At 67.1% G+C, this 24,417-nt stretch carries 22 protein-coding genes; 17 read left to right on the forward strand and 5 right to left on the reverse strand.

Annotated features, from left to right (window positions below; all coding sequences use genetic code 11):
- Together UC35_RS13895 and UC35_RS13900 are read right to left on the reverse strand one after the other, a co-directional pair.
- The gene (locus tag UC35_RS13895; protein WP_061500677.1) at nucleotides 1–945 is read right to left on the reverse strand and encodes a phosphate acetyltransferase; all 945 of its coding nucleotides are present in this window, start codon (nucleotides 943–945) and stop codon (nucleotides 1–3) included.
- Nucleotides 942–3,320 carry a DUF3141 domain-containing protein gene (locus tag UC35_RS13900; RefSeq protein WP_082793195.1) on the reverse strand — a complete coding sequence of 793 codons (2,379 nt, stop codon included), beginning with the start codon at nucleotides 3,318–3,320 and terminating at the stop codon, nucleotides 942–944. The genes UC35_RS13895 and UC35_RS13900 overlap by 4 nt, the downstream gene beginning before the upstream one ends.
- Before the next feature lie 225 nt (nucleotides 3,321–3,545).
- Between UC35_RS13900 and UC35_RS13905 the strand changes: the two genes are divergently transcribed.
- Both UC35_RS13905 and UC35_RS13910 read left to right on the forward strand, forming a co-directional pair.
- Nucleotides 3,546–4,778 carry a hypothetical protein gene (locus UC35_RS13905; RefSeq protein ID WP_145979460.1) on the forward strand — a complete coding sequence of 411 codons (1,233 nt, stop codon included), beginning with the start codon at nucleotides 3,546–3,548 and terminating at the stop codon, nucleotides 4,776–4,778.
- Nucleotides 4,779–5,111: 333 nt separating this feature from the next.
- Nucleotides 5,112–5,768 (forward strand): sulfite oxidase heme-binding subunit YedZ, encoded by a 657-nt coding sequence (locus UC35_RS13910; RefSeq protein ID WP_061500681.1) that lies wholly within the window; start codon nucleotides 5,112–5,114, stop codon nucleotides 5,766–5,768.
- On the opposite strand, the gene lysA is transcribed toward UC35_RS13910, so the two are convergent.
- Entirely contained in the window at nucleotides 5,704–6,987 is a 1,284-nt protein-coding gene (gene lysA, locus UC35_RS13915) for a diaminopimelate decarboxylase (RefSeq protein ID WP_061500682.1), read from the reverse strand. The two genes, UC35_RS13910 and lysA, sit on opposite strands and share 65 nt — an antisense overlap.
- Entirely contained in the window at nucleotides 6,984–7,205 is a 222-nt protein-coding gene (lptM, locus tag UC35_RS13920) for an LPS translocon maturation chaperone LptM (protein WP_061500684.1), read from the reverse strand. Before lptM ends, lysA begins: the two co-directional genes overlap by 4 nt.
- 12 nt (nucleotides 7,206–7,217) lie before the next feature.
- Between lptM and cyaY the strand changes: the two genes are divergently transcribed.
- Entirely contained in the window at nucleotides 7,218–7,544 is a 327-nt protein-coding gene (gene cyaY / locus UC35_RS13925; protein ID WP_061500685.1) for an iron donor protein CyaY, read from the forward strand.
- Between the two features lie 13 nt (nucleotides 7,545–7,557).
- On the opposite strand, the gene UC35_RS13930 is transcribed toward cyaY, so the two are convergent.
- A complete protein-coding gene (locus UC35_RS13930; protein WP_082793197.1) occupies nucleotides 7,558–10,023 on the reverse strand; it encodes a penicillin-binding protein 1A in 2,466 nt (821 codons plus the stop codon).
- 274 nt (nucleotides 10,024–10,297) lie between these two features.
- Between UC35_RS13930 and UC35_RS13935 the strand changes: the two genes are divergently transcribed.
- The 14 genes from UC35_RS13935 (at nucleotide 10,298) to UC35_RS14005 (ending at nucleotide 24,297) form a co-directional block, all read left to right on the forward strand.
- Nucleotides 10,298–11,377 (forward strand): pilus assembly protein PilM, encoded by a 1,080-nt coding sequence (locus tag UC35_RS13935; RefSeq protein ID WP_061500686.1) that lies wholly within the window; start codon nucleotides 10,298–10,300, stop codon nucleotides 11,375–11,377.
- Nucleotides 11,374–12,012: a PilN domain-containing protein gene (locus UC35_RS13940; protein ID WP_061500688.1), complete on the forward strand. Its 639-nt coding sequence runs from the start codon at nucleotides 11,374–11,376 to the stop codon at nucleotides 12,010–12,012. Before UC35_RS13935 ends, UC35_RS13940 begins: the two co-directional genes overlap by 4 nt.
- A 1-nt stretch (nucleotide 12,013) precedes the next feature.
- The gene (locus UC35_RS13945) at nucleotides 12,014–12,682 is read left to right on the forward strand and encodes a type 4a pilus biogenesis protein PilO (RefSeq protein ID WP_061500689.1); all 669 of its coding nucleotides are present in this window, start codon (nucleotides 12,014–12,016) and stop codon (nucleotides 12,680–12,682) included.
- Entirely contained in the window at nucleotides 12,679–13,224 is a 546-nt protein-coding gene (locus tag UC35_RS13950) for a pilus assembly protein PilP (RefSeq protein WP_061500691.1), read from the forward strand. The genes UC35_RS13945 and UC35_RS13950 overlap by 4 nt, the downstream gene beginning before the upstream one ends.
- Nucleotides 13,221–15,344 carry a type IV pilus secretin PilQ gene (gene pilQ, locus UC35_RS13955; RefSeq protein WP_061500693.1) on the forward strand — a complete coding sequence of 708 codons (2,124 nt, stop codon included), beginning with the start codon at nucleotides 13,221–13,223 and terminating at the stop codon, nucleotides 15,342–15,344. The genes UC35_RS13950 and pilQ overlap by 4 nt, the downstream gene beginning before the upstream one ends.
- Before the next feature lie 62 nt (nucleotides 15,345–15,406).
- The gene (locus UC35_RS13965; RefSeq protein ID WP_158513906.1) at nucleotides 15,407–17,380 is read left to right on the forward strand and encodes a hypothetical protein; all 1,974 of its coding nucleotides are present in this window, start codon (nucleotides 15,407–15,409) and stop codon (nucleotides 17,378–17,380) included.
- A complete protein-coding gene (locus UC35_RS13970) occupies nucleotides 17,377–17,907 on the forward strand; it encodes a shikimate kinase (protein ID WP_061500699.1) in 531 nt (176 codons plus the stop codon). Before UC35_RS13965 ends, UC35_RS13970 begins: the two co-directional genes overlap by 4 nt.
- A 24-nt stretch (nucleotides 17,908–17,931) precedes the next feature.
- The gene (gene aroB, locus UC35_RS13975) at nucleotides 17,932–19,041 is read left to right on the forward strand and encodes a 3-dehydroquinate synthase (RefSeq protein WP_061500701.1); all 1,110 of its coding nucleotides are present in this window, start codon (nucleotides 17,932–17,934) and stop codon (nucleotides 19,039–19,041) included.
- Between the two features lies 1 nt (nucleotide 19,042).
- Nucleotides 19,043–20,173 (forward strand): deoxyguanosinetriphosphate triphosphohydrolase, encoded by a 1,131-nt coding sequence (locus UC35_RS13980; protein WP_061500702.1) that lies wholly within the window; start codon nucleotides 19,043–19,045, stop codon nucleotides 20,171–20,173.
- Entirely contained in the window at nucleotides 20,170–21,384 is a 1,215-nt protein-coding gene (locus UC35_RS13985; protein ID WP_061500704.1) for a CynX/NimT family MFS transporter, read from the forward strand. Before UC35_RS13980 ends, UC35_RS13985 begins: the two co-directional genes overlap by 4 nt.
- A 91-nt stretch (nucleotides 21,385–21,475) precedes the next feature.
- Nucleotides 21,476–22,126 (forward strand): hypothetical protein, encoded by a 651-nt coding sequence (locus UC35_RS13990; RefSeq protein ID WP_061500706.1) that lies wholly within the window; start codon nucleotides 21,476–21,478, stop codon nucleotides 22,124–22,126.
- Nucleotides 22,127–22,128: 2 nt separating this feature from the next.
- Nucleotides 22,129–22,683: a DUF1415 domain-containing protein gene (locus UC35_RS13995; RefSeq protein ID WP_061500708.1), complete on the forward strand. Its 555-nt coding sequence runs from the start codon at nucleotides 22,129–22,131 to the stop codon at nucleotides 22,681–22,683.
- 11 nt (nucleotides 22,684–22,694) lie between these two features.
- The gene (locus UC35_RS14000; protein ID WP_061503835.1) at nucleotides 22,695–23,546 is read left to right on the forward strand and encodes a class I SAM-dependent methyltransferase; all 852 of its coding nucleotides are present in this window, start codon (nucleotides 22,695–22,697) and stop codon (nucleotides 23,544–23,546) included.
- Nucleotides 23,547–23,595: 49 nt separating this feature from the next.
- Nucleotides 23,596–24,297, forward strand: coding sequence for an REP-associated tyrosine transposase (locus UC35_RS14005; RefSeq protein ID WP_061500710.1), 702 nt, complete (start codon nucleotides 23,596–23,598; stop codon nucleotides 24,295–24,297).
- Nucleotides 24,298–24,417: the final 120 nt, after the last annotated feature.

Raw genomic sequence — 24,417 nt, forward strand, 5'->3', positions numbered from 1 at the left:
CTATTGCACCGCCTTCGACAGCCGCTCGCGCCGCACCTGCGCCACCAGCGAGGCGACGGCGCAGGAGGCGAGCCGGGCCGTGACCGAATCGGCGCGGCTGGTGAGGATGACCGGCACCTTGGCGCCGATCACGATGCCGGCCGTCTCCGCGCCGGCCAGGAAGATGAGGCTCTTGGCCAGCATGTTGCCGGCTTCCAGGTCGGGCACGACCAGCACGTTGGCGCGACCGGCCACCGGCGACTGGATGTGCTTGATGGCCGCCGCTTCCAGGCTGATCGCGTTGTCCAGGGCGAGCGGCCCGTCCAGGATGCCGCCGGTGATCTGGCCGCGGTCGGCCATCTTGCACAGCGCCGCGGCCTCGATCGTGGACGGCACCTTGGGATTGACGGTTTCCATCGCCGACAGGATGGCGACGCGCACCTCCGGCATGCCGAGCGCCTGGCCCAGGTCGATCGCGTTCTGCACGATGTGCATCTTGTCCTCGAGCGTGGGCGCGATGTTCACCGCCGCGTCCGTCACGATCAGCGGCTCGGGATAGCTGGGCACGTCCATCACGAAGCAGTGGGTGATGCGCCGCGCGGTGCGCAGGCCGCCTTCGCGCGACACCACCGCGCCCATCAGCTCGTCGGTGTGCAGGCTGCCCTTCATCAGGCACTCGGCGCGGCCCTCGCGCACCAGGCGCACTGCCTCGCTCGCCGACGCGTGGCTGTGCGGCGCCTCGACCAGCGGAAAGCCCGAGATGTCGAGCTTGCATTGCTGCGCCACGCCCCGGATGCGCTCGGGCGGGCCGACCAGGATGGGTGCGATCAGTCCCAGCCGGGCCGCGTCCACGGCGCCGGTCAGCGAGGTCTCGTCGCAAGGATGGGCGACCGCCGTCGGCACCGGCGGCGCCGACTGGGCGCGCGCGATCAGGCGCTGGTACTTCTCCTGGCGTGGCGAGCTCACTGCAGTCTCCTGGGCGCGGCGTGCGCCGTGCTGCGCCGCTTCGCGACCGGCGCGGGCCGGCGCGGCTTCGGCTCACCGTTGTCCGTGGGGGTCTTGGGGGTCTTGCCGTTGTGCGCGCCGACGACGCCGCGGATGCGCTCCAGCATGGCGGCCTGCTCGGGTGAGGGCTGCGTGTTGTGCACCCGCGGGTCGGCTAGCAGGCGCTCGAGCAGGCTGAAGAAGCGGTTGCGGTCGGCCGCCTGCGGCAGCAGTGCCGGCAGGGTGTCGATGGCCTGGCGCGGCTCGTAGCGCACGATCAGTTCCTGCTCGCCGCGGATGCGGCGCAACTGATCGCGCGGCAGCGCCGGCAGCAGGTCCTTGTAGTCGCGCATCAGCTCGTGCTTGAGCTGCAGCCGCTCCAGCGGCAGTGGCTCCCCTTTGCGCGCCAGCAGGAAGGCCGCGCGGGCGACGGCTTCGGCATAGCCGCCCTGGTCGATCGCGGCGAGTGCCTCCTGCACCACGGGCAGCTGGCGCGGATCATGCACCGCGGCCACCGGCGCGCGCTCCCCTTCCTGCTTGTCGGCCAGGTACATGGAGTACAGGTTCCCGTAGATCTGGAAGAAGCTGGCCTCGCTCGCGGTGTCGCGCGCGGCGCGCTGGAAGTCGAGCGCGGCGCTGGTCAGCTGCGACATCGCGGCCTCCTGCTTGCGCCAGGGATGGTCGGCGTCCAGTGGCTGCCGATGTTCCTTGACCGCCTGCGCCGCGGCGGGCAGCCACCAGCACAGGGGATTGAGGTCCGAGACCGCCCAGCGCTGCCAGCGCAGCGGATGGAAGTCGCGCCCGAGCTTGGCGCTGAAGTCATTGGCCATGGCCTGCACCAGCGGCCGGGCGAACAGCTCGTAGGCGCGCTGGTTGAATTCGGAGATCGCGGCCACCGCCTCGAACGGTTTCTCATCCTCGCGCTTCATCCGGTTCAGCCGCGGCACCACGTCTTCCAGCCGCTTTTCCACGAAGCGGACGTCGTACGAGGGCGTGCCGTCGGCCGCCTTGTGCTCCAAGATCTCCATGCCGTACAGGCCGGGCGACAGGTCCTCGATGAAGTCCATGACCTGCACGATCTCCTTGTGCTCCTTGCGGGCCACCCGGCCGGAGACGAAGATGCCCAGGTGCCCCACGTCCTCGTGCAGCAGCCCGATGATCACCTGGCCGCGCGCCTTGATCTCCTCGGTGCTGCCGTACACGTCGGCGACCCAGTTGAAGGCCTGCTGCGGCGGCGTGATGTTGTCGCCCATCGACGCGAACAGGATCACCGGCACCTTCAGCTCGCGGATATCGAACACGCCGCCTTCGCCGGTCTTGACGCCGCCGGTCCACAGCTTGTTGCCGACGAACAGGTTCTGGGTGATCCACTCGATCTCCTCGCGGTTCATCAGGTAGAAGCCGCCCCACCAGCGCTCGAAGTCGAGGAAGCGCGGCGGCTCGGTGTCCGCGTTCGCCCACACGTGGTAGTACTTGTCCCAGAAAGTATTGGCCGGATGGAGGTTCTCGAAGTTCTGCACCAGCCAGGCGCCGTCGAACTTGCCTTGGCCCAGGTCGGAGGTCAGCGACGCGAGCCAGGCACCACCCAGCAAGCCGCCGGCGTAGCGCATCGGGTTGTCGCCTTCGCCCTCGCTCCAGGCGCCGCCCCAGTAGGACATGGGCGCGCCGTTGATCACGATGGGACCGGTGTCGTCCGGCTCGGACGAGGCCAGCATCATGGCGGCCCAGCCGCCCTGGCAGTTGCCGACGATGGCCGGCTTGGGCGCATCGGGATGCAGCTCGCGGACGTGGCGCACGAACTGCTGCTCGGCCTGGCAGACGTCCAGCAGGGTCTGGTGGGGCTCGGGCTCGGGAAAGAAGATCACGAAGTACACCGGGTGCCCGGCGCGCAGGGCTTCGCCGACCTGCGAGTCGTCCTTGAAGCCCCCGATGCCCGGCCCGTGCCCGGCGCGCGGGTCGATCACCACGTAAGGCCGCCGCTTCTTGTCCACCTTCACGCCGGCGGGTGGCTTGATGCGCACCAGCGCATAGTTCACCGCGCGCTCGAACTGGCGCCCGTCCATCAGCACCTCGTAGTCGAAGTGCAGCACCGGCGGCAAGCCGGCCCGGTTGCGCTCGAGGTAGTCGTTGCCGCGCTGGCGCAGGGTGTCCCAGAACAGCACGCCGCGCTGGAACGAGTCCACCAGGTAGGCCTGCAGCCCGCCGGCCAACTCGCCCGGCGGGGCGGCGGTGGCCACGGCCTTTTGGGTGCGCTGCGCGAGCTGCTCCTGCGCGACCTGCGTGCGTTTGCGGGCCAGCCGCGAGACCTTGGCAGCCAAGTCGGCGCTGCGGGACAGCTTTCGGGTCGGGTCAGCCATGGGAGCTTCCTGGAGAACTAAAGACGACGTGGGCTGCACCCCTTCGGACAACTCGGCGGCGAGAGTTCTCTTCTTCTGCGGGATGACGCGATTCCCGAGGCGCCGATTCATGTTCCGGTCGCGGGGGTGCTTCCACTATTGGACCAAGGTCCAATAGCTGCGGCGCGTGCCGCTTCCGGCCCGCATTGGACAAAGGTCCAATAGGTGCCCGCAGGCGCGCTTGCCATGCTCGGCACATCGACGACAGCCGGGGAAAGCATGCAGGCGGAATTCGATGCGACGCGCGCGCACGCCGCCACCGCGGCAGCGACAGCGGGTGCCGATGGCGACGACCTCTTCATGGAAGGCCCGCCGATGCTGGTCGAGGCCAAGCTGGGCCTGTTGCGGCCGGGGCGGCTGCACACGGCGCGGCGCTGCGTGGTGTTCGTCCTGATCTGCTGGGTGCCGCTGTGCGTGCTCGCGGCGCTGGATGGAACGCTGCCCGTGTTTCTCACGGATATGGGCGCGTTCGCCCGCTCCTGGATCGCCGGCCCCTTGCTGCTGGCGGCCGACGCCTTCGCCGGACGCGAGCTGAGCCGCGGGGCAGGGCGCTTCGGCTGGCTGTGCTCGCTGTCGCAGAACGATCGCGAAGGCTTCACCCGCATCGTGGCATCGACCCTGCGGGTGCGCGACGGGCCCGTGCTCGAGGTGGTGGTCGCCCTGACGGTGGGCGTCATCGTCGCCGGCATGATCAAGGGACTGCCGCTGGATGCCTTGCCCCTGTGGATTCGCCACCAGACGCAGCCGGACGCCATATCGCCCGCCGGCTGGTGGTACATGCTCGTCAGCATGCCGCTGCTGCTGCTGCTGGTCGTCGGCTGGCTGTGGCGGCTGGTGTTGTGGACGAGCTTCCTGATCCGTATTTCGAAGCTCGACCTCGCGCTGATTCCGGTGCATCCCGACCGTGCGGCCGGGCTCGGGTTCGTCGGCAATTCCCTGCGCGGCTTTGCCTTCGTCGCGGCGGCCTTCGGCGCCATCGTGGCGGGCGCCGTCGCCAACCAGGTGCTCGCCGGCGAGTCGATCACCACCTTCAAGTACCTCATCGGGGGGACGGCCGCCGCGTGCGTGGTGCTGTTCACCGCGCCGCTGCTGGCCTTCGCGCCGCGCCTGGCCATGGAACGGCGCAAGGGACTGCGCCAGTACGGCCAGCTGGCGACCAGTTTCGGCCTGGAGTTCGAGCGCGAGTGGTTCCGGCCCAGGCAGTCCTTGCCCGAGGGCGTGCTCGAGCGCGGCGATTTCTCCGCGGCCACCGACCTCTACCAGGTGGTCGACCGCGTGCTGGCCATGCGCTTCGTGCCGGTGGACCGCACGAATCTGCTCATGCTCGCCGGCGCGACCCTGCTTCCGTTCGCCCCGGTCGCGCTGATTGCGATGCCCTTCGATGCCGTGATCGGCTTGCTGATGGGCGTGTTGATCTAGGGCCCGTTAACGCTATTTCCAGGGGCGCGAAGGGGCCGCATCGGGTGCCAATCAAGGCGCACGGTGCAGCCCGCACTCATGCGGGCAAGCCGGGCAACGCCGAGTGGCGCCCGATGCGGCCCCTTCCCTTCGGGTTGCGGCTCCAAGGGGCCATGCGCGGCGTTGCGTGTCCTTGCTGGGGGTGACCCCAGGGCGGCCTCGCGCCTTGCGCCTGGCCCCTTGGAGTCGCAACGCGCCCCTGGAAATAGCGTTAGCAGGCCCTAGCCTAATGCCCCCCTAAGACTGGGGCGCGGCGCCGGTCTTACACTGGGCCTGCGTTCCGATGCCCGACCCATGATCTCATCCAAGGCCCTGCTGCATCCGGCGGCCAAGCCGCTGGTGTTCATCCTGTGCCTGCTGCCTTTTGCCTGGTTGATCTATGGCGCCGCCACCGACAACCTGGGCGCCAATCCCGCCGAATACCTGAGCCGCTCCACCGGCGACTGGACCTTGCGCTTCCTGTGCCTGACGTTGGCGGTGACGCCGCTGCGCGTCATGAGCGCCACGCCGGCGCTGGCGCGCTTTCGCCGCATGCTGGGGCTGTTCACCTATTTCTATGTGGTGCTGCACCTGCTGGCGTTCAGCTGGTTCGACATGGGCTTCGATCTCGACGAGATCGCCCGCGACATCGCCAAGCGCCCGTTCATCCTGGTCGGCTTCAGCGCCTTCGTGCTGCTGACGCCCCTGGCCGCCACCTCCTTCAACCGCGCCATCAAGGCGCTGGGCGCGAAGCGCTGGCAGGCGCTGCACCGGCTGGTCTACCTGGTCGCCGGGCTGGCGATCCTGCACTTCTTCTGGATGCGCGCCGGCAAGAACAACTTCGCCGAGGTCGCCGTCTACGCGGCGATCCTGGCGACGCTGCTGGGCTGGCGGCTGGTCAACAGGCTCAAGAGCCGGGAAGCAGCCGTTCCGAGCGCATCAGCTCGGCCGGTGTCTCGCGTTCGCGGATGAGCCAGGACTGCGTGCCGTCGACCAGCACCTCGGCGGCGCGGCCGCGGGTGTTGTAGTTGCTGGCCATGCTCATGCAATAGGCGCCGGCGGACATCACGGCCAGCAGGTCGCCTGCGTGCACCGCGAGTTCGCGCTCGCGCGCGATCCAGTCGCCGCTCTCGCACACCGGCCCCACCACGTCGTAGCGGCGTGCGCCTTCGCTGCCCGCGCGCAGCGGCGCGATGGCATGGAAGGCCTGGTACATCGCGGGCCGCGGCAGGTCGTTCATGGCAGCGTCCACGATGCAGAAGTTCTTGTCCTCGCCCGGCTTGAGATACAGCACTTCGGTCACGCAGATCCCGGCGTTGCCGACGAGCGAGCGCCCGGGTTCGATCATGAACTGGCGGTCGCCGAAGCCGCGCGCGTCGATGCGGGCGAACAGCGCCTGCCACAGCGCATCGGCGGCGGGCGGTTGGTCGCCGTTGTAGGCGATGCCCAGGCCGCCGCCGAAGTCGATGTGGCCGATCCGGATGCCCTTGGCCTCGACGGCTTCGACCAGGTCGAGGATGCGCTCCATGGCATCGAGGTAGGGCGCCGGCTCGGTGATCTGCGAGCCGATGTGGCAATCGATACCGGCGACCTTCAGGCCGGGCAGCCCGGCCGCGTGCTGGTAGGCGGCGACCGCGCGGTCGTGGGCGATGCCGAACTTGTTGCCCTTCAGGCCGGTGGAGATGTAGGGGTGGGTCTTGGGGTCGACATCCGGGTTCACGCGGATGCTGACCGGCGCCACCCGGCCGAGGGCGACGGCCACTTCGCTCAGCACGTCCAGCTCGGCTTCGCTTTCCACGTTGAAGCAGCCGATGCCCAGTTCGAGCGCCCGCCGCATCTCGGCGCGGGTCTTGCCCACGCCCGAGAAGATGATGTCCTGGGGACGGCCACCGGCCGCCAGCACGCGCTCGAGCTCGCCGCCGGAGACGATGTCGAAGCCGCAGCCGGCCCGCGCGAACACCTGCAGCAGGGCCAGCGAGGAATTGGCCTTCATCGCATAGCAGATCTTCGCCTTGCGGCCGGCAAAGCCGCGCTGGTAGGCGGCCAGCGCTGCCAGCATGGCCGCCTTGGAATAGACGAACAGCGGCGTGCCGTGCTGGCGCGCCAGGTCGGTGAGGCGCAGCTCCTCGACGAAGAGCTCGCCCTCACGGTAGTGGAAATGCGGGTGGCCCGGCAGCAAGGTGGGATTCATGGCCGCGGCACCGGATTGGCCGTGTTGCCAGCGTCGGAGGGGGCGGGCGGGACGGGATTCAGGGTCTGGGGCAGCGTGGCGCGGCTGGCCGCGGCTTCGCCGGAGGGCAGGTAGAGCGGACCTTTCTGGCCGCAACCGGAGAGCAGGGCAACCCCGGCCGCGCCAAGGACTAACGCCGGCAGCCGGGCGCTGTCTAGAATTTGGCGAAGCATCAACATCGGCAAATTGTAATGACCGACCCCGAGTACATGAACCGCGCGGAGGCGCTGCTGGCGCGCGTCGAGGCCTGCTGCGATCGCATCAACGAGGAAACCGACGCCGACGTCGACAACCAGCGGGTCGGCGGCATGGTCACGCTCACCTTCCGCGACGGCAGCCAGATCGTCGTCAACCTGCAAAAGCCCCTGCACGAAGTCTGGATGGCCGCGCGCGCCGGCGGCTTCCATTTCAAGTTCGACGGCACCCGCTGGATGGACACCAAGGGCAACGGCGAGTTCTTCGCCAACCTGACCCGCTACGCCGGCGAGCAGGCCCGCCAGCCACTCAGCTTCGACTAGGCCGGCCCGCGACTCAGTTGCGGAACAGGTCGAGGATGCTCTTGCGCTCCTCGGGCGAGGATTGCGTGCGCGGCGGCGGCAGGCCGTCGGAGTTCATCAGGCTCTTGTCGTAGGGCACGGCGACCTGGCCCGGCTGCATCGGCTGTCCCGGCTGACCCGGCATCGGGGGCGTCAGGGACGGATCGACGCCCAGGTTGCTCACGCCGCCGCCGCGTGCATACTCTTCGTAGTACCACTCGCCGCCGACGTTGACCACGCCCGCGGGCGGCGCCGGTTCCATGACCGGGACGCCCTTGAGGGCAGTCTCCATGAAGGAGATCCACACCGGCAGCGCGAGCCGCCCGCCGGTCTCGCTCTCGCCGAGCGAGCGCGGGTTGTCGTAGCCCATCCACACCACGGCGACCAGCGTCGGATGGAAGCCGTTGAACCAGTTGTCGATCGAGTCGTTGGTGGTGCCGGTCTTGCCGTACAGGTCGGGGCGCTTCAGGGTGGCCTGCGCCCGCGCGGCGGTCCCCGAGCGGGTGATTTCCTGCATCAGCCGGTTCATGACGAAGGCATTGCGGGGGTCGATGGCGCGCACCGATTCATTGAGCAGCGGCGGCTGGCTTTCCACCAGCGTCTTGCCCTTCTGGTCGGTGATCCTGGTGATTAGCCAGGGGTTGACGCGGTAGCCGCCGTTGGCGAACACGGCGTAGCCGGTGGCCATCTGCATCGGCGTCACCGAGCCCGCGCCCAGCGCCATCGTGAGGTAGGCCGGGTGCTTCTCGGCCTCGAAGCCGAAGCGGGTGACCCATTCCTGCGCACTTTGCGTGCCCACGGCCTGCAGCACCCGGATCGACACCATGTTCTTGGACTTGGCCAGCGCCACGTGCAGCGGCATCGGCCCTTCGAACTTGCCGTCGTAGTTCTTCGGCTCCCAGGGCTGGCCGCCGGTCACGCCGGCATCGAAGAACAGCGGCGCGTCATTGACCACCGTGGTCGGCGTAAAGCCCTTTTCCAGCGCCGCCGAATAGATAAAGGGCTTGAAGCCGGAACCGGGCTGGCGCCAGGCCTGCGTGACGTGGTTGAACTTGTTCTTGTTGAAGTCGAAGCCGCCGACCAGCGCCTGGACGGCCCCGTCGCGCGGATTGAGCGCGACGAAGGCGCCTTCCACTTCCGGCAGCTGGGTGATCATCCAGGCGCCCTTGGGCGTCTTCATGACGCGGATCACCGCGCCCCGCCGCAGCTTGGTCTTGGGCGGCGCCTTCTCGGACAGGCCCGACTGGGCCGGGCGCAGGCCCTCGCCGGTGATCTCGACGCGTTCGTCGTTCTGGCGCACCGCCAGGATCTTCTTCGGCGAGGCCTCCAGCACCACGGCCGACATCACGTCGCCGTTGTCCGGGTGCTCCGCCAGCGCGTCGTCGATCGCGTCTTCCAGTTCCTTGGGGTTGGTCGGCAGCTCGACGAATTCCTCGGGGCCGCGGTAGATCTGGCGGGCCTCGTAGTCCATGATGCCCTTGCGCAGCGCCTTGTACGCGACTTCCTGCTGGGCCGCGACCACCGTGGTGTAGACGTTCAGGCCGCGGGTGTAGGCCTCATCGCCATATTGGGCGTGGACCAGTTGCCGCACGGTCTCGGCGACGTAGTCGGCGTTGCCGCGCGTATGGTCGCCGCCGCTGCGGATCTTCAGTTCCTGCTTCTTGGCCGCTTCGGCTTCCTGGGCGGTGATGAAGCCGTTTTCATGCATGCGCTCGATGATGTAGAGCTGCCGGGAGCGGGCGCGGGCCGGGTTGCTGATCGGGTTGTTGGCCGACGGCGACTTGGGCAGCCCCGCCAGCATCGCCGCCTCGGCCACGGTCAGGTCCTTCATCGGCTTGCCGAAATAGGCATCGGCGGCGGCGGCGAAGCCGTAGGAGCGGTTGCCAAGGAAGATCTGGTTCATATAGATCTCCAGGATCTGGTCCTTGGTCAACAGGTGTTCCAGCTTGAAGGTCAGCAGGACCTCGTACAGCTTGCGGGTGAAGGTCTTTTCCGACGACAGGTACACATTGCGCGCGACCTGCATGGTGATGGTCGAGGCGCCCTGGCTCTTGGCCCGGCCGAGGTTGGCCAGGGTCGCGCGCAGCAGGCCCTTGTAGTCCACGCCGCCGTGCGAATAGAAGCGGGCGTCTTCGATCGCCAGCACCGCGTCCTTCATCACCTTCGGGACTTCATTGATCGGCGTCAGGCTGCGCCGCTCCTGGCCGAACTCGCCGATCAGGATGCCTTCGGCCGAATAGACGCGCAGGGGCAGCTTGGGACGGTAGTCCGACAGGTCGGACACGTCGGGCAGGTTCGGGTAGGCCACCGACAGGGCCACCGCGACCACGATGAGGACGGACACGAGACCGGCCAGGGCCAAGCCACCCGCCCACAGCAGCGCCCGGAGAACCCAGGGGGTCGGACGGCGGGAGGAGGGGGACGACTTGCCGGACTGGCCGGCGGGAGATTCAGCGGACATTCAGTTTCCAGGTTGCGTCCCAACAGCTCATTATAAAAATCGCTTCCGGGGCGGCTTCCCCTGGGCAGGATGGGTGCGCCGAGGGCTGCCGCCGGGCCCGCTCCAGGCGAGACAAAGTTCCGTGGACGAGTTGGGTAACGCCGTCAGTATTTGGCAACGGGGCGTAGATGAGATGGGGAAAAATCCTTTGTGGGACAAGGACGTTACTGCTAGCATTGAAGTGAAACCTTAGGTTTGTTACGCCTTGAAATACGGCGTTGCAGGAGACGTTCAATTGATCTCTTTGGGGTCTTTGCTTAGCCGCCAGCCAGCGCCACTGTTGGGCTTGGACATCAGCTCATCCAGCGTCAAGCTGGTCGAACTCGGCCGTGACAAGGAGGGCAATCTGGTGCTGGAACGCTGCGCCATAGAGCCCTTGGAGCGCGGCTGGATCACCGATGGCAACGTCGAGAAATTCGACGAGGTGGCGGAAGCCATGCGCCGGGTGATCAAGAAAAGCGGCACGCGCACGCGGAACGTCGCCATGGCGCTCCCGCCCTCCGCCGTCATCACCAAGAAGATCATCCTCCCCGGCGGCCTGTCCGAGCAGGAGCTGGAGGTCCAGGTCGAAGCCGAGGCCAACCAGTACATCCCGTTCTCGCTGGACGAAGTGAGCCTGGACTTCTGCGTGATCGGCCCGAGCTCCACCTCGGCCGGCGACGTCGAGGTGCTGATCGCGGCCTCGCGCAAGGAAAAGGTGCAAGACCGGCAGGGCCTGGCGGAAGCTGCCGGCCTGAAGCCGGTGATCATCGACGTCGAGTCGTATGCGTCGCGCCTGGCGGCGGCCCGCCTGATCCAGGGCCTGCCCGGCGAGGGGGTGGACACCATGGTCGCCCTGTTCGAGGTGGGCGCCTACACCACCAGCATGCAGGTGCTGCGCAACGAGGAAGTCCTGTACGACCGCGACCAGGCCTTCGGCGGCGCGCAGCTCACCCAGCTGATCGTTCGCCAATACGGCTTCTCGCCGGAAGAGGCTGAATCGAAGAAGCGCAGCGGCGACCTGCCGGAAGACTATGAAGCCGCGGTGCTCAAGCCCTTTGTCGAAAGCATGGCGCAGGAAGTGGCCCGGGCGCTGCAGTTCTTCTTCACCAGCACCCCGCACAACAAGGTCGAGTACGTGATGCTGGCCGGCGGTTCGGCGGCCTTGCCCGGCCTGGCCGAAGCGGTGACGGCGCAGACCTCCTTCGCCTGCCACCTGGCCGACCCGTTCGAAGGCATGCACGTGGGTGAGGGAGTGCGGGAGAAGAAGATGCGCCGTGAAGCGCCGTCCTACCTGACCTCCTGCGGCCTGGCGATGCGGAGGTTCCTGCAGTGATCCTGATCAACCTGTTGCCGCACCGCGAGGCGGCACGCAAACGCCGGCGCGAGGCCTTCTTCGCATCGCTGGGGGCATCGGCCGTGGCCGGCGGCATCATCGCCGGCGCGATCTACGGCTGGTATGTCGCCCAGATCTCCGACCAGCAGAACCAGAACGCGGTGCTGCAGACGGAGATCAAGAAGCTGGAAGACCAGATCAAGGATATCGCCACGCTGCAGGCCGAGATTGCGGCCCTGCGGGCCCGCCAGCAGGCGGTGGAAGACCTGCAGGCCGACCGCAACATGCCGGTGCACCTGCTGAACGAACTGGTCAAGCAGCTGCCCGATGGCGTGTATGTCACCAGCATCAAGCAGGAGAACCAGACCATTTCGATCACCGGCATCGCGCAATCCAACGAGCGCGTTTCGGAGCTGCTGCGCAACCTGAGCAACAACAGCCCCTGGTTGACGCGTCCGGACCTGGTCGAGATCACGTCCACCTCGGTTTCCCTGAGTCCGCGCGACAACCGCCGGGTTTCCAACTATGTCCTGCGCTTCAAGCTGCTGCGGGCGAGCGAGGCGCAGAAGGCTGCGTCCGCTGCCAGCGGCTCATCGGCGCCGGCTTCGGCCGCTTCCGGCCCCGTGAGGACCTGACATGGCGACCCGTGAGCCTTCCAAGTTCGACGTCGCGGCGATCCAGCACGCCGTGTTCGGCCAGTTCCGTGGCCTGAACCCGAACGATCCGTCGTCCTGGCCGCTGCTGCCGCGCGCCCTGCTGTGCCTCACCCTGATGGCTGCCATCGTGGTGGGCCTCTGGTTCGCCTGGTTGGTCGACTCCGACGAGGAACTGCAGCGCGAGCAGAAGAAGGAAATCGAGCTGCGCGCGGACTACAGCAAGAAGCTGGCCGAGGCGGTCAACCTTGATGCGCTCAAGAAGCAGCGCGAGCAGGTGCTGCAGTACGTGACGCAACTCGAGAAGCAGCTGCCCAGCAAGGCGGAAATGGACGCCCTGCTGTCGGACATCAACCAGGCCGGCCTCGGCCGCAGCCTGAGCTTCGAGCTGTTCCGCCCGGGACAGGTGAGCGTGCGCGAGTACTACGCCGAACTGCCCATCGCCCTGCGGGTCACCGGCCGCTTCCACGATGTGGGCGCGTTCGCCGCCGACGTGGCCAACCTCTCGCGCATCGTCACGCTGAACAACCTGGCGGTGACGCCGAACAAGGACGGCAGTCTGGTGATGGACGCGACGGCGAAGACCTTCCGCTATCTCGATTCGGACGAAGTGGCCGCGCAGCGCAAGGCGAAAGGAGCGCAGAAGAAATGAGAAAGCGCACCCTCGCGGCGGCGGGAATGGCCGCGTTGGCGCTGGCGGGCTGCGGCTCGTCAGGGCAGGACGAACTGCAGCAATGGATGGCCGCGCAGCGCGCCGCCACCCGGCCGCGAGTTCAGCCGATTCCCGAACCCAAGAAGTTTGTGCCGCAGCCCTACACGCAAGACGGGTCCACCGATCCCTTCAGCAATCAGAAGCTGACGCAGGCGCTCAAGCGGGAGTCGGACAAGTCCACGGCGAACATGGCGCTGCTGGCGCCCGAACTCGCGCGGCGTAAGGAAGCGCTCGAAGCCTTCCCCCTGGATTCGATGAAGATGGTCGGCTACCTCAACAAGGAGGGCCGCCCGGTGGCGCTGCTGCGCGTGGACAACCTGCTGTACCAGGTGCGCCCCGGCAATTACCTGGGCCAGAACTACGGAAAGATCATGAAGGTGGGCGAGACGGAGGTGGTCCTGCGCGAAATCGTGCAGGACGCTGCCGGTGAATGGACTGAGCGAGCCGCCACGTTGCAACTGCAAGAGAGAGGGTCGAAATGAACTACAACAGGATCAGCTGGCGGCGGATCTGTGCCTTCGGCACCGCTTTGGTCGCCGCCTCATTGGCCTTCTCCGCGCGGGCGCAAAACGCCGTCGAAGCGGTCAATGGCTCGATCCAGGGCGGGGTGGAGGTCGTGCGGATCGACTTCGCGCAGCCGCTGGCAGCGGTGCCGGCCGGGTTCTCGATCCAGGCGCCCGCACGCGTGGCGCTGGACATTCCCGGGGCCAGCAACGGCCTGGGCAAGAGCACGGTGGAAATCAACCAGGGCAACGTGCGCTCGGTGAACGTGGTCCAGGCCGGCGAGCGCACCCGCCTCGTGCTGAACCTGAAGGCCGCCGCCGGCTACAAGGCGCAGCTGCAGGGCAAGTCGCTGCTCGTGGTGTTCGAGCCGGTCGCCGCGGCCGGCCCGGCCAAGCCGACGCAGCCGGTGTTCGCCGAGAGCCGCAACGTCGAGACGCAGCCGATCCGCGACCTGGACTTCCGGCGCGGCACCGACAGCGCCGGGCGCGTCATCGTCGCCCTGCCCAGCAACCAGGTGGGCGTGGACATCCGCCAGCAGGGCCATAACCTGGTGGTCGAATTCCTCAAGTCGACCCTGCCCGAGGGGCTGCGCCGCCGCCTGGACGTGACCGACTTCGGCACGCCCGTGCAGACCGTGACCACGACGCAGGTCGGCGACCGCGTGCGGGTGACTATCGAGCCCAAGGGCACCTGGGAGCACAGCGCCTACCAGAGCGACAACCAGTTCGTCGTCGAGGTGCGCCAGGTCAAGGTCGATCCGTCCAAGCTGACGCAAGGCCGCGGTTTCGCCGGCGAGAAGCTGTCGCTGAACTTCCAGAGCATCGACGTGCGGGCGCTGCTGCAGGTGATCGCCGACTTCACCAACTTCAACGTGGTGACTTCCGACTCCGTGACGGGTTCGGTGACGCTGCGCCTGAAGGATGTGCCCTGGGACCAGGCGCTTGACATCGTTCTGCAGGCCAAGGGCCTGGGCATGCGCAAGACCGGCAACGTGCTGTGGATCGCGCCCAAGGACGAAATCGCCGCCAAGGAGAAGCTCGACCTCGAGTCGAAAGCGGCCATCCAGAGCCTGGAGCCGGTGCGCACCCAGTCCTTCCAGCTGAACTACACCAAGGCCGCCGACATCGCGGCGCAGATCACCGCCGGCTCCGGTGCCGCGCGCATCCTGAGCACCCGCGGCAGCGTGATCGCCGAGCCGCGCACCAACCAGGTGTTCGTCACCGACATCCCGGCGCGCCTGGAACAGGTGCAGGACCTGATCGCCAAGCTCGACATCGCAGTGCCCCAGGTGCTGATCGAGGCGCGCATCGTGGAAGCCTCCGACACCTTCGGCCGCTCGCTCGGCGTGCGCCTGGGCGGCAGCGACCTGCGCGGCATCCGCGGCGGTGACGCCGGCTACTCGGTCGGCGGCAACGGCAACCGGATCGCGCTGGGCGGCACCTACGACGCCGTCTCGGGCACCACCGGCGAAGCGGAAAACAAGCTGGACACGGCGAACACCACCTTCGTGCACCTGCCGGCGATCGGGCAGGGCGGCTACAACCCGTCGACCTTCGCCATCTCGCTGTTCAGCGCCGCGGCCAACCGCTTCCTGAACCTCGAGCTCTCGGCCCTGGAGGCTGACGGCAAGGGCAAGCTGGTGTCCAGCCCGCGCATCGTGACGGCCGACAAGACCAAGGCCATGATCGAGCAGGGCACCGAGTTCCCCTACCAGCAGGCGACGTCCAGCGGCGCCACCTCGATCGCGTTCCGCCGCGCCACCCTCAAGCTGGAGGTCACGCCGCAGATCACGCCCGAAGGCAACATCATCCTGGACCTGGACATCAACAAGGACAGCCGCGGCGAAACCACGGCCGCGGGCATCGCGATCAACACCAAGCACATCAAGACCCAGGTGCTGGTGGAGAACGGCGGCACGGTCGTCATCGGCGGCATCTTCGAGCTGACCGAGAGCGACAGCGAAGCCAAGGTTCCGCTGCTCGGCGACATCCCCTACGCCGGCAACCTGTTCAAGAACAGGACGCGCAGCACCAACAAGCAGGAAATGCTTGTCTTCATCACCCCCAAGATGATTGCGGATCGCGCGGCGGCACGTTGACCAAAAAAACCAAGAATCGAGAAGGCTAGGAAGAGGACATGACTCAATTGATGAGATTGCTCGTGAGCGCGCTGTTCGCGGTGCTGTTGGCAGCTTGCGGTGGAGGCGGCGGTAGCGCGGGAAGCACAGGCACCACTACCCCGCCCACGAACAGCGGCGGTTCAGGAAGCGATGGCGGTGGCAGCACTCCTACCACGTCGCCGACCGTGGTTGTCGCAGTGGTCAACTCCACCGGCGCGCCCTCGACTTCGCTGAGCGTCGGCAGCTCGTTTTCCGCCAAGGCCACCGTCAAGGACGGATCGGGCGCCGCGGTGACCAACAAACTGGTCACGTTCTCCTTGAGCAACGCGAACCTCGCCACCTTGACGCCGAGTACCGCGTTGACGGATTCCTCAGGCGTGGCGCAGGTGGTTATTGCCCCCGCTTCCCTGACCGCGACCGGCGCCGCGACCCTGACCGCGAGTGCTTCGGTCAACGGCGCCACGGTGACCGGAAACGTCGACTTCGCGGTCTCCTCCAGCAGTCTCAGTCTCTCGGCATTGACCGTTGGCAGTGCCAACCTTCCCTCCGGCGGAAACACCTCCCTCAGCGTCACGGCGATGATCGGGGGAACTCCGGCGAGTGCGCTGCCGATCAACGTGAGCTTCACGGCCAGCTGCGGACGCATCAACAACGTCGGCACCAGCTTCAGCACCACGACGAACGGATCGGGCATTGCGACCGCCGTCTACAACGCTGTCAACGGTGACGGAACGCTGTGCAGCGGACCGGTGACCGTGACTGCCAGCAGTGCCGGTGCCACGCCCAAATCGTCCACCGTGACTGTGGCGGCGCCCGTCGCGAATGCCATTACCTTCGTGAATGCCACGCCGGGGCAGATCTTTGTGTCGGGTTCGGGCGCTATGGAACAATCGAACGTCAAGTTCAAGGTCCTGTCGGGAACGACGCCGCTGACGAACGTGGCCGTCAAGTTCAGCCTGCTGGTCAATCCTGGTGGTGTTGGCTTGGGCTCTACTGGCTCAACCGTCGATGTCTCCGCAACCAGCGACGCCCAAGGCGAGGCCACGGTCTCGGTCTTCTCCGGCACAATTCCAGGACCGGTGAAGGTGCGCGCATCGCTGGTCTCTGATGCCAGCGTGTTTGCCGAAACCCAGAATCTCAGCGTTTCGTCTGGCCCGCCATCGCAGCGTTTCATGAGCCTGAGCGTGGAAACTTCCAATATCGAAGGCTGGAATCAGGATGGCACGCCCACGAGGCTGACGGCTCGCCTGGCCGACCGCCAGGGCAACCCGGTCGAGAACGGCACCGTGGTCAACTTCACGGCGGAGGGGGGGCAGGTGGCTTCCAGTTGCGCAACGACCAAGGTGAATGGCATTTCGTTGTGCACGGTCGACTTCATCAGCCAGAACCCCAGGCCGGCCGGAGGCCGCGTGTCGGTTATGGCCTTCGCGTCGGGCACCAAGGACTATGTGGACGTCAATGGCAACAACAAGTACGACGCCGGCATCGACACTCTCGCCGACATCGGTGACGCGTACCGCGACGACAATGAAAATCACTCGTTCGAACAAGGCGAGTTCGTGGTCCCGCGTGGCGGCACAAATGCCTGTTCAGGTAGCGGCTGGCCTTTCCCGGCGCGCGCGAACACTTGCGACGGTACTCTGGGAACGACCGTGCGACAGCAAGCCGTCTTGCTGTTCTCCTCGAGCAATCCCGTTCTGAACATTGTGGCCTTCAATGCGGGCGCGATGGACTTCACGCTGGGCAGCATCGACAATCCGCTGCTGCCGATGCCGGCGGGAACGGTCGTTTCGGTCGACACCGGCGATCGTACGCCCGGCAACAATCTGGCATGCTCAGTGGAAAAGCTGTTTGGCACCGTGGTTCCGAACGTGATCCCTAGCCCGAATCCGAACGAATCGCTGGTGACCAGTCATCAGGTGATCCTGAAGAATTGCGCGTCGAATGACCTCGTCTCGGTCACGGTGCTCACGCCCGGCGGCCTGAAGACGATCTTCAATGTCCCCATCCCGTGATCATCCTGACCGGCTTGCCCGGCTCAGGTAAATCCACCGTCGGGCGTCAACTCGCCCGGCGGCTCGGACTCAACTTCAACGACTCCGACCACGTGATCGAGCAGCGACTGGGCTGCTCGATCCGTTCTTTTTTCGAGCGGGAAGGCGAGGACGCCTTTCGTGATGTCGAGGAAGAGGTCATCGCCGAGTTGTGCCGGCAGGAAGGCGTGCTCGCCACCGGCGGCGGGGCCGTGCTGCGGGCCGCCAATCGCCAGCGTTTGCGCGAGGCCGGGCAGGTGGTCTACCTGCGCGCCAGCGCCGACGATATCTTCGAACGCATCCGGCACGACAAGAAGCGGCCGCTGCTGCAGGTGGCCGATCCGCTCGGCCGCCTGCGCGAACTCTTCGAAGCGCGCGACCCGCTTTACAGCGAAACCGCGCACTTCATCGTAGCGACCGCCAACCCTTCGGTGCCTGCGCTGGCGAAGGCCATCGAGGCGCAACTGGCGGCCGCCGGGTTGCTGCCGGCGCGTCCCAAAGGCCGCTGAGGAACGTCGCCGTACACTTGGGGCATGTCCCCCGCGCAAGTGCCGGCGTCCGAGCAGGTCGAGATCGACCTCGGCGACCGCAGTTACCCCATTCTCATCGGCGCCGCGCTGCTCGACGCCCCCGGCACCTGGGCCGGTGTGCCCGCGTCCACCCAGGCGGTGATCGTCAGCAACACGACCGTGGCACCACTTTACGCGGCCCGGCTGCGTGCCGCGATCGCCGCCCGCCACCGCAGTGTGGACCTGGTGGTCCTGCCGGACGGCGAGGCGCACAAAGACTGGCAGACGCTCAATCTCATCTTCGACTCGCTGCTGGCCAAGGCTTGCGACCGCAAGACGGTGCTGTACGCGCTGGGTGGCGGCGTCGTGGGCGACATGACGGGATTCGCCGCCGCCAGCTACATGCGCGGCGTGCCTTTCGTGCAGGTGCCCACGACGCTGCTCGCGCAGGTGGATTCCTCGGTCGGCGGCAAGACCGCGATCAACCATCCGCTGGGCAAGAACATGATCGGCGCGTTCTACCAGCCCCGGCTGGTGGTATGCGACCTCACGACCTTGGCCACGCTGCCGCCGCGCGAGCTGAGCGCCGGCCTGGCGGAAGTGATCAAGTACGGGCCGATCGCCGACATGGAATTCCTCGGCTGGATCGAGCAGAACATAGCCGGCCTGCTGGCGCGCGACACGGCACTGCTCGCGCATGCGGTCAAGCGCAGTTGCGAGATCAAGGCGCAGGTGGTCGGGCATGACGAGCGCGAGTCGGGCCTGCGCGCCATCCTCAATTTCGGCCACACCTTCGGCCACGCGATCGAGGCCGGCCTCGGCTACGGCGAGTGGCTGCATGGCGAGGCTGTCGGCTGCGGCATGGTCATGGCGCTGCAGCTGTCGCAACGGCTCGGGCTGGTGGACGAAGCCTTCGCGCAGCGCGTGACGGCTCTGATCGCCCGTGCCGGTCTGCCCGTCGTCGGGCCACGGCTCGGTGCGGCGCGCTACCTCGAACTGATGCAGGTGGACAAGAAGGCCGAGGGGGGCGAGATCAAGTTCGTGCTGATCGACCGGCCGGGGCATGCGACGGTGCGCGGGGCTCCCGACGGGCTGGTGCGCGAGGTGATCGAGCACTGCACCCAGGGCGCCTGAGGTGAGCCTGGCGGCCTATGCCTGCGACCCCGCGCGCTCGCGGGGCCGCCGCCATAGCGAGGAAGCGGCGCCCACCCGCAGCGAGTTTCAGCGCGACCGCGACCGCATCGTCCATTCCACCGCCTTTCGCCGGCTGGTCTACAAGACCCAGGTGTTCCTCAACCACGAGGGCGACCTGTTCCGCACCCGGCTCACCCACTCGCTGGAAGTGGCGCAGCTGGCGCGCTCGATCGCGCGCACGCTCGAACTGAACGAAGACCTGGTCGAGACGATCGCGCTGGCGCACGATCTGGGGCACACGCCCTTCGGCCATGCAGGCCAGGACGCGCTGCACGATTGCATGCGCGAACACGGCGGCTTCGAGCACAACCTGCAAAGCCTGCGCGTGGTGGACGAACTGGAAGAGCGCTATCCCGCCTACGCCGGGCTGAACCTGACCTTCGAAACGCGCGAAGGCATCCTCAAACACTGTTCGCGCGCCAACGCGCAGCAGATCGAAGCGGCGCAGCCGCAGGGAGTGGCGCGCCGATTCCTCGACGGCACGCAGCCCAGCATCGAAGCGCAGCTTTGCAACCTGGCCGACGAGATCGCCTACAACGCGCACGACATCGACGACGGCGTGCGATCGGGCCTGATCACCATCCAGCAGCTCGCCGGGGTCGAACTGTTCGAGCGCTTTCACTCGGACACGCTGCGCGACCATCCGGCGCTCACCGGCCGCCGCGTGCTGTACGAGACGATCCGCCGCATGCTCAGTGCCCAGGTGTACGACGTCATCGATGCCACGCGCGCGCAGATCGATCAGGCGGCGCCGGCCAGCCCCGACGCCGCGCGCCGCTGCGCCCCGCTGGTCCGCTTCAGCGCGGGCATGGGCAGCCAGTCGGCGGCGCTGAAGCGCTTCCTGCTGCACAAGCTGTACCGGCATCCGCAGGTGCTGGACGTCACCGGCCGGGCCAAGCAGGTCGTCCGCGAACTGTTCGACGCCTACATGAACGATGCTTCGCAGATGCCGGCGGACTTCGCGGCGCGCGCGGACACCGCCCGGGCCGTCGCCGATTACATCGCCGGCATGACGGACCGCTTCGCCGGCCGCGAGCACGAGCGTCTGACAGGACGCAAGCTGTTGGCGTGAGCGCGCGCCGCGTCGATCCGGCGCTGCTGGTCGTGCTCGGCGGCGTTGCCGCAGCACTGCATGTGGGAAAGCTGCCCATCGCCTTGCCGGTGCTGCGCGAGGCCTTGGGCGTGACGCTCGTGCAGGCGGGCTTCCTGCTGTCGCTGGTTCAGGTGGCCGGCATGCTGTTCGGGCTGATGATCGGCCTGGCGGCGGACAGCCTGGGGCTCAAGCGCACAATGGTCGCAGGCCTGGCCCTGCTCTCGCTGGCGAGTGCCGTTGCCGGCGCGACACCTTCGGTGCCGGCACTGATGCTGCTGCGCGCGCTCGAGGGCATGGGATTCCTGATGGCGGCGACCTCGGCGCCCAGCCTGATCCGCCGCCTGGTTGCGCCCGGCCGCGTCAATGCGGTGCTGGGCGTTTGGGGTGCCTACATGCCGCTCGGCACCGCGCTGGCCCTGTTGTGTGGCGCGCCGGTGATGTCCTGGGTCGGTTGGCCGGGCTGGTGGTGGCTGCTCGCTGCCATGTCGGCGCTGGCCGCGCTGTGGATCTGGGTGGCCTTGCCTGTCGATCCGCGCCTTTTCGGCACGGGGCAGGGCGCTGCAGCGGGCTGGGTGTCGCGGCTGGCGCGCACGCTGCGCAGCCCCGGCCCCTGGCTAATTGCATTGAGCTTCGCGGTCTATTCCGGCCAGTGGCTGTCGGTGATCGGCTTCCTGCCGTCGATGTATGCGCAGGCCGGATGGAGCGCATCGCTGGCCGGCGCGGCGACGGCGCTGGCCGCGCTGGTCAACATGCTCGGCAACATCGCCGCAGGACGGCTGCTGCAGCGGCACGCGCGGCCGCAGCGCCTGCTGGTCGCCGGCTTCGCGGCGATGGCGCTGGGTGCGCTCATCGCTTTCGCGGATGTCTGGGGCGGCGTGGATGCGCGGCTCGCGGCCGCCGTGCGCTACGCCGGCGTGCTCGGCTTCTCGATGGTGGGCGGGCTGATTCCGGGCACGCTCTTTTCGCTGGCCGTGCGGCTGGCGCCGGGCGAACAGACGGTCTCGACGACGGTGGGCTGGATGCAGCAGTGGTCGTCGGCCGGACAGTTCGCAGGGCCTCCGCTGGTGGCCCTGGTCGCCTCCTGGGCCGGTGGCTGGCAGTGGAGCGGGGTGGTCACCGGCTGCCTGGCCCTCGCCGGAATGCTGCTGGCGCGTGTCATCGGTGGCCTGCTGGCAAGAACCTCACGCTAGTGCGCGCGAGGGCGCGCAGCGCCGGCCCCAATTTGTAAGAAAAGTGTGAGCGACGGCCTAAAATTCAGCGGGACACACATTACGCAGCATCGTGAGTTTCCTCAATCAACTGAAAACCCAGGCGCGGGCCTTGCAGACGCAACAGGAGCGCGACGACGTCGACCTGCAACACAACACTGCCGAGACCGAGCAGGCGTGCCGCACGATCCTGTTCTACCTGCGGGACCTGGCCGGGCAGTTGAACGTGATCTCACCGGCCGCACCGAAGTTCTCGCTGGATGGCAGGACGCCCTGGCCGGCGATGAAGCTCGTCGACTTCCGCGTCGATTCGCGCCGCAAGATGCTGCGCAACAAGGAGGCCTTCGAATACCTCGGCATGGGATGGCGCATCGTTCCGCAGATCGGCCAGCCGGTGGGCGGCAGCGTGCGCGTGAACTTCCCGCCGGACCTGCAGCGGGTCGAATCGCGGCTGGCGATGGGGCCGGTCAAGCACGAGCGCAAGGACCTGCGCCATCCGGAAAAGAACACGCTGCTGGCCTATCAGTTCGACTACATCACGGAAACCCGCGGCAGCATCATGATCGCGCCCGACCATGACAAGGCCCTGATCGCCTTCCGCTTGATGAACGCCACCGGCTTCGACATCATCAACGTCAGCTGGCCTGCCGCGCAGATCAAGTCCGAACTGCTCGATGAACTGGCCAAGCTGATCGTTTCACAGCCCCAACGCTTCGTGGTGTGACCATGTCCAGCCTGATAGAGGCCGCCGAGCGCGACACGCGCCGCTGGCTGGAGCGTGCCGTCATCGGCCTGAACCTGTGCCCCTTTGCCAAGTCGGTGCACATCAAGGGACAGGTGCACCACGCGGTTTGCGCGGCCACCGGGGCCGGCGAGGTGCTGGAGGCGCTCGCCGCGGAACTTCATGATCTGGTCGGGCGGGATGCTTCCGAGCGCGACACCACTTTGCTGATCCTGCCGAGGGCCTTCGAGGATTTCCTGGAGTTCAACGATTTCATGGCGCGGGCCGAGCGCCTGGTGCGCAAGCGCGGGCTGGCCGGTACGATCCAGCTGGCGTCTTTCCACCCGCGCTTCCAGTTCGCCGGCACCGCCGAAGACGACATCACGAACTTCACGAACCGCTCGCCCTATCCCACGATCCACCTGATCCGCGAAGCCAGCATCGATCGCGCAGTGCAGGCGTTTCCGGAAGCCGAGGCGATCTACGAAACCAACATGCAGACCCTGCGCAAGCTCGGGCCCGAAGGCTGGGCGGCGCTGGACGTCGGGCCGTCGCCATGAAGGACGGCGCGATGAAGGACAGCGCGATGAAGGACGGCGCGACGCAGCTGGACTTGCGGCCGGGGCAGTCGACCGAGCTGCTCAAGGAACTGCACATCCTCACGCGGGAAGGGCGCATCAACCAGGACTCGCGGCGCAAGCTCAAGCAGGTCCTGCATCTCTACCAGTTCATCGAGAAGCTGCTCGCGCAATTGCCGCAGGCGCCTGAAGGCCCGACGCTGGCGGACCACGGCGCCGGCAAGTCCTACCTGGGATTCATCCTGTACGACCTGTACTTCAAGGATCTGGGCGCGGGCCGCATCTACGGCATCGAAACCCGTGCCGAGCTGGTGGAACGCTCGCAGGCGCTGGCTGCACGCCTGGGGTTCGAACGCATGTCCTTCCTCAACGTCAGCGCGGCGGATGCCTCGGGGCTGGACACGCTGCCGCAGCGCTTCGACGTGGTGACCGCCCTGCATGCCTGCGACACCGCGACCGACGACGCCATCGCCTTCGGGCTGCGCAAGCAGGCGCAGCACATGGTGCTGGTGCCCTGCTGCCAGGCCGAGGTGGCCGCCTGCCTGCGGCGCGACAAGGCACTGTCCCTGTCGCGCACGCCCTTGGCCGAGCTGTGGCGCCATCCACTGCACACCCGCGAGCTGGGCAGCCAGCTCACCAACGTGCTGCGCTGCCTCTATCTCGAGGCGCGCGGTTACCAGGTCACGGTCACCGAACTCGTGGGCTGGGAGCACAGCCTCAAGAATGAACTGATCCTGGCCACCCACACCGGCCATCGCAAGCGCGCCGCCTCCGACCGCCTGCGGTCCCTGCTGGCCGAATTCGGCCTGCAAGGCCTCGAACCCCTCCGCTACCCCGACCTCTAAATTGGGGTCAGATTCCAATTTAAGATCGGGCCTCAACGCTCGATCCCTCATGGCCCGTCTTCCCCGCCTGACCCTGCCCGGGTATCCGCACCACATCATCCAGCGCGGCAATAACCGCCAAGCGATTTTTGCCACATCGGCCGACTACGAGATGCTGCTGCAGCTGCTGGATGAGCAGGCGCGCAAGCACCGGGTGGCGATCCATGCCTATGTGCTGATGAGCAACCACTTCCATTTGCTCGCCACGCCGGAGGACGCCGAGGGGATCCCGTTGATGATGCAGGCGCTCGGCCGCAGCTATGTGCGCTATTTCAATCGCGAGCAGCAACGCACCGGCACCCTGTGGGAGGGGCGGTACAAATCCACATTGATCCAGGCGGAGCGCTACCTGGCGGCCTGCATGGTCTACATCGACCTGAACCCTGTCCGGGCGGGCCTGGTCGGTGATCCGGCGGAATATCCCTGGTCGAGCCATCGGCACTACATCGGCCGGCGCCACGACAAACTGGTGACGCCGCATCCCCTGTACTGGAACCTGGGCAACACACCCTTCGCCCGTGACATCGCCTATACCGACCTGGTCCTTGCCGGAATTGGATCGCAGCAGCAGCAAGCGCTCACTGATTCCACCCTGCGCGGCTGGGCGCTCGGTGACGCCAACTATGTCGCAGACCTTCAGCGGCGGACCGAGCGGCGCCTGAGCCGGGGCAAGGCAGGACGTCCCAGAAAGGGTGAAGAAACAGACGATTGATCTGTCCCTAATTAAAGTTAGGCGAATGCTGCGTCTGAATAATTGGAATCTGACCCCAATTGTTTGACTTGGCAGGCTTGTTGCGCTGCAGTATTCTGTGCGTTCCCATGAAGAACCCGC

This window comes from Ramlibacter tataouinensis, from assembly GCF_001580455.1.
In the GTDB taxonomy this organism is placed as follows: Bacteria; Pseudomonadota; Gammaproteobacteria; order Burkholderiales; family Burkholderiaceae_C; genus Ramlibacter; species Ramlibacter tataouinensis_B.

What these genes read in the sequence shown, in the direction of transcription:
- UC35_RS13900 (WP_082793195.1), bottom strand. Translation starts at nt 3,320, where the DNA reads ATGGCTGACCCGACCCGAAAGCTGTCCCGCAGCGCCGACTTGGCTGCC.
- UC35_RS13905 (WP_145979460.1), top strand. Translation starts at nt 3,546, where the DNA reads ATGCTCGGCACATCGACGACAGCCGGGGAAAGCATGCAGGCGGAATTC.
- UC35_RS13910 (WP_061500681.1), top strand. Translation starts at nt 5,112, where the DNA reads ATGATCTCATCCAAGGCCCTGCTGCATCCGGCGGCCAAGCCGCTGGTG.
- lysA (WP_061500682.1), bottom strand. Translation starts at nt 6,987, where the DNA reads ATGAATCCCACCTTGCTGCCGGGCCACCCGCATTTCCACTACCGTGAG.
- lptM (WP_061500684.1), bottom strand. Translation starts at nt 7,205, where the DNA reads ATGTTGATGCTTCGCCAAATTCTAGACAGCGCCCGGCTGCCGGCGTTA.
- cyaY (WP_061500685.1), top strand. Translation starts at nt 7,218, where the DNA reads ATGACCGACCCCGAGTACATGAACCGCGCGGAGGCGCTGCTGGCGCGC.
- UC35_RS13930 (WP_082793197.1), bottom strand. Translation starts at nt 10,023, where the DNA reads ATGTCCGCTGAATCTCCCGCCGGCCAGTCCGGCAAGTCGTCCCCCTCC.
- UC35_RS13945 (WP_061500689.1), top strand. Translation starts at nt 12,014, where the DNA reads ATGGCGACCCGTGAGCCTTCCAAGTTCGACGTCGCGGCGATCCAGCAC.
- UC35_RS13950 (WP_061500691.1), top strand. Translation starts at nt 12,679, where the DNA reads ATGAGAAAGCGCACCCTCGCGGCGGCGGGAATGGCCGCGTTGGCGCTG.
- pilQ (WP_061500693.1), top strand. Translation starts at nt 13,221, where the DNA reads ATGAACTACAACAGGATCAGCTGGCGGCGGATCTGTGCCTTCGGCACC.
- aroB (WP_061500701.1), top strand. Translation starts at nt 17,932, where the DNA reads ATGTCCCCCGCGCAAGTGCCGGCGTCCGAGCAGGTCGAGATCGACCTC.
- UC35_RS13995 (WP_061500708.1), top strand. Translation starts at nt 22,129, where the DNA reads ATGTCCAGCCTGATAGAGGCCGCCGAGCGCGACACGCGCCGCTGGCTG.
- UC35_RS14000 (WP_061503835.1), top strand. Translation starts at nt 22,695, where the DNA reads ATGAAGGACAGCGCGATGAAGGACGGCGCGACGCAGCTGGACTTGCGG.
- UC35_RS14005 (WP_061500710.1), top strand. Translation starts at nt 23,596, where the DNA reads ATGGCCCGTCTTCCCCGCCTGACCCTGCCCGGGTATCCGCACCACATC.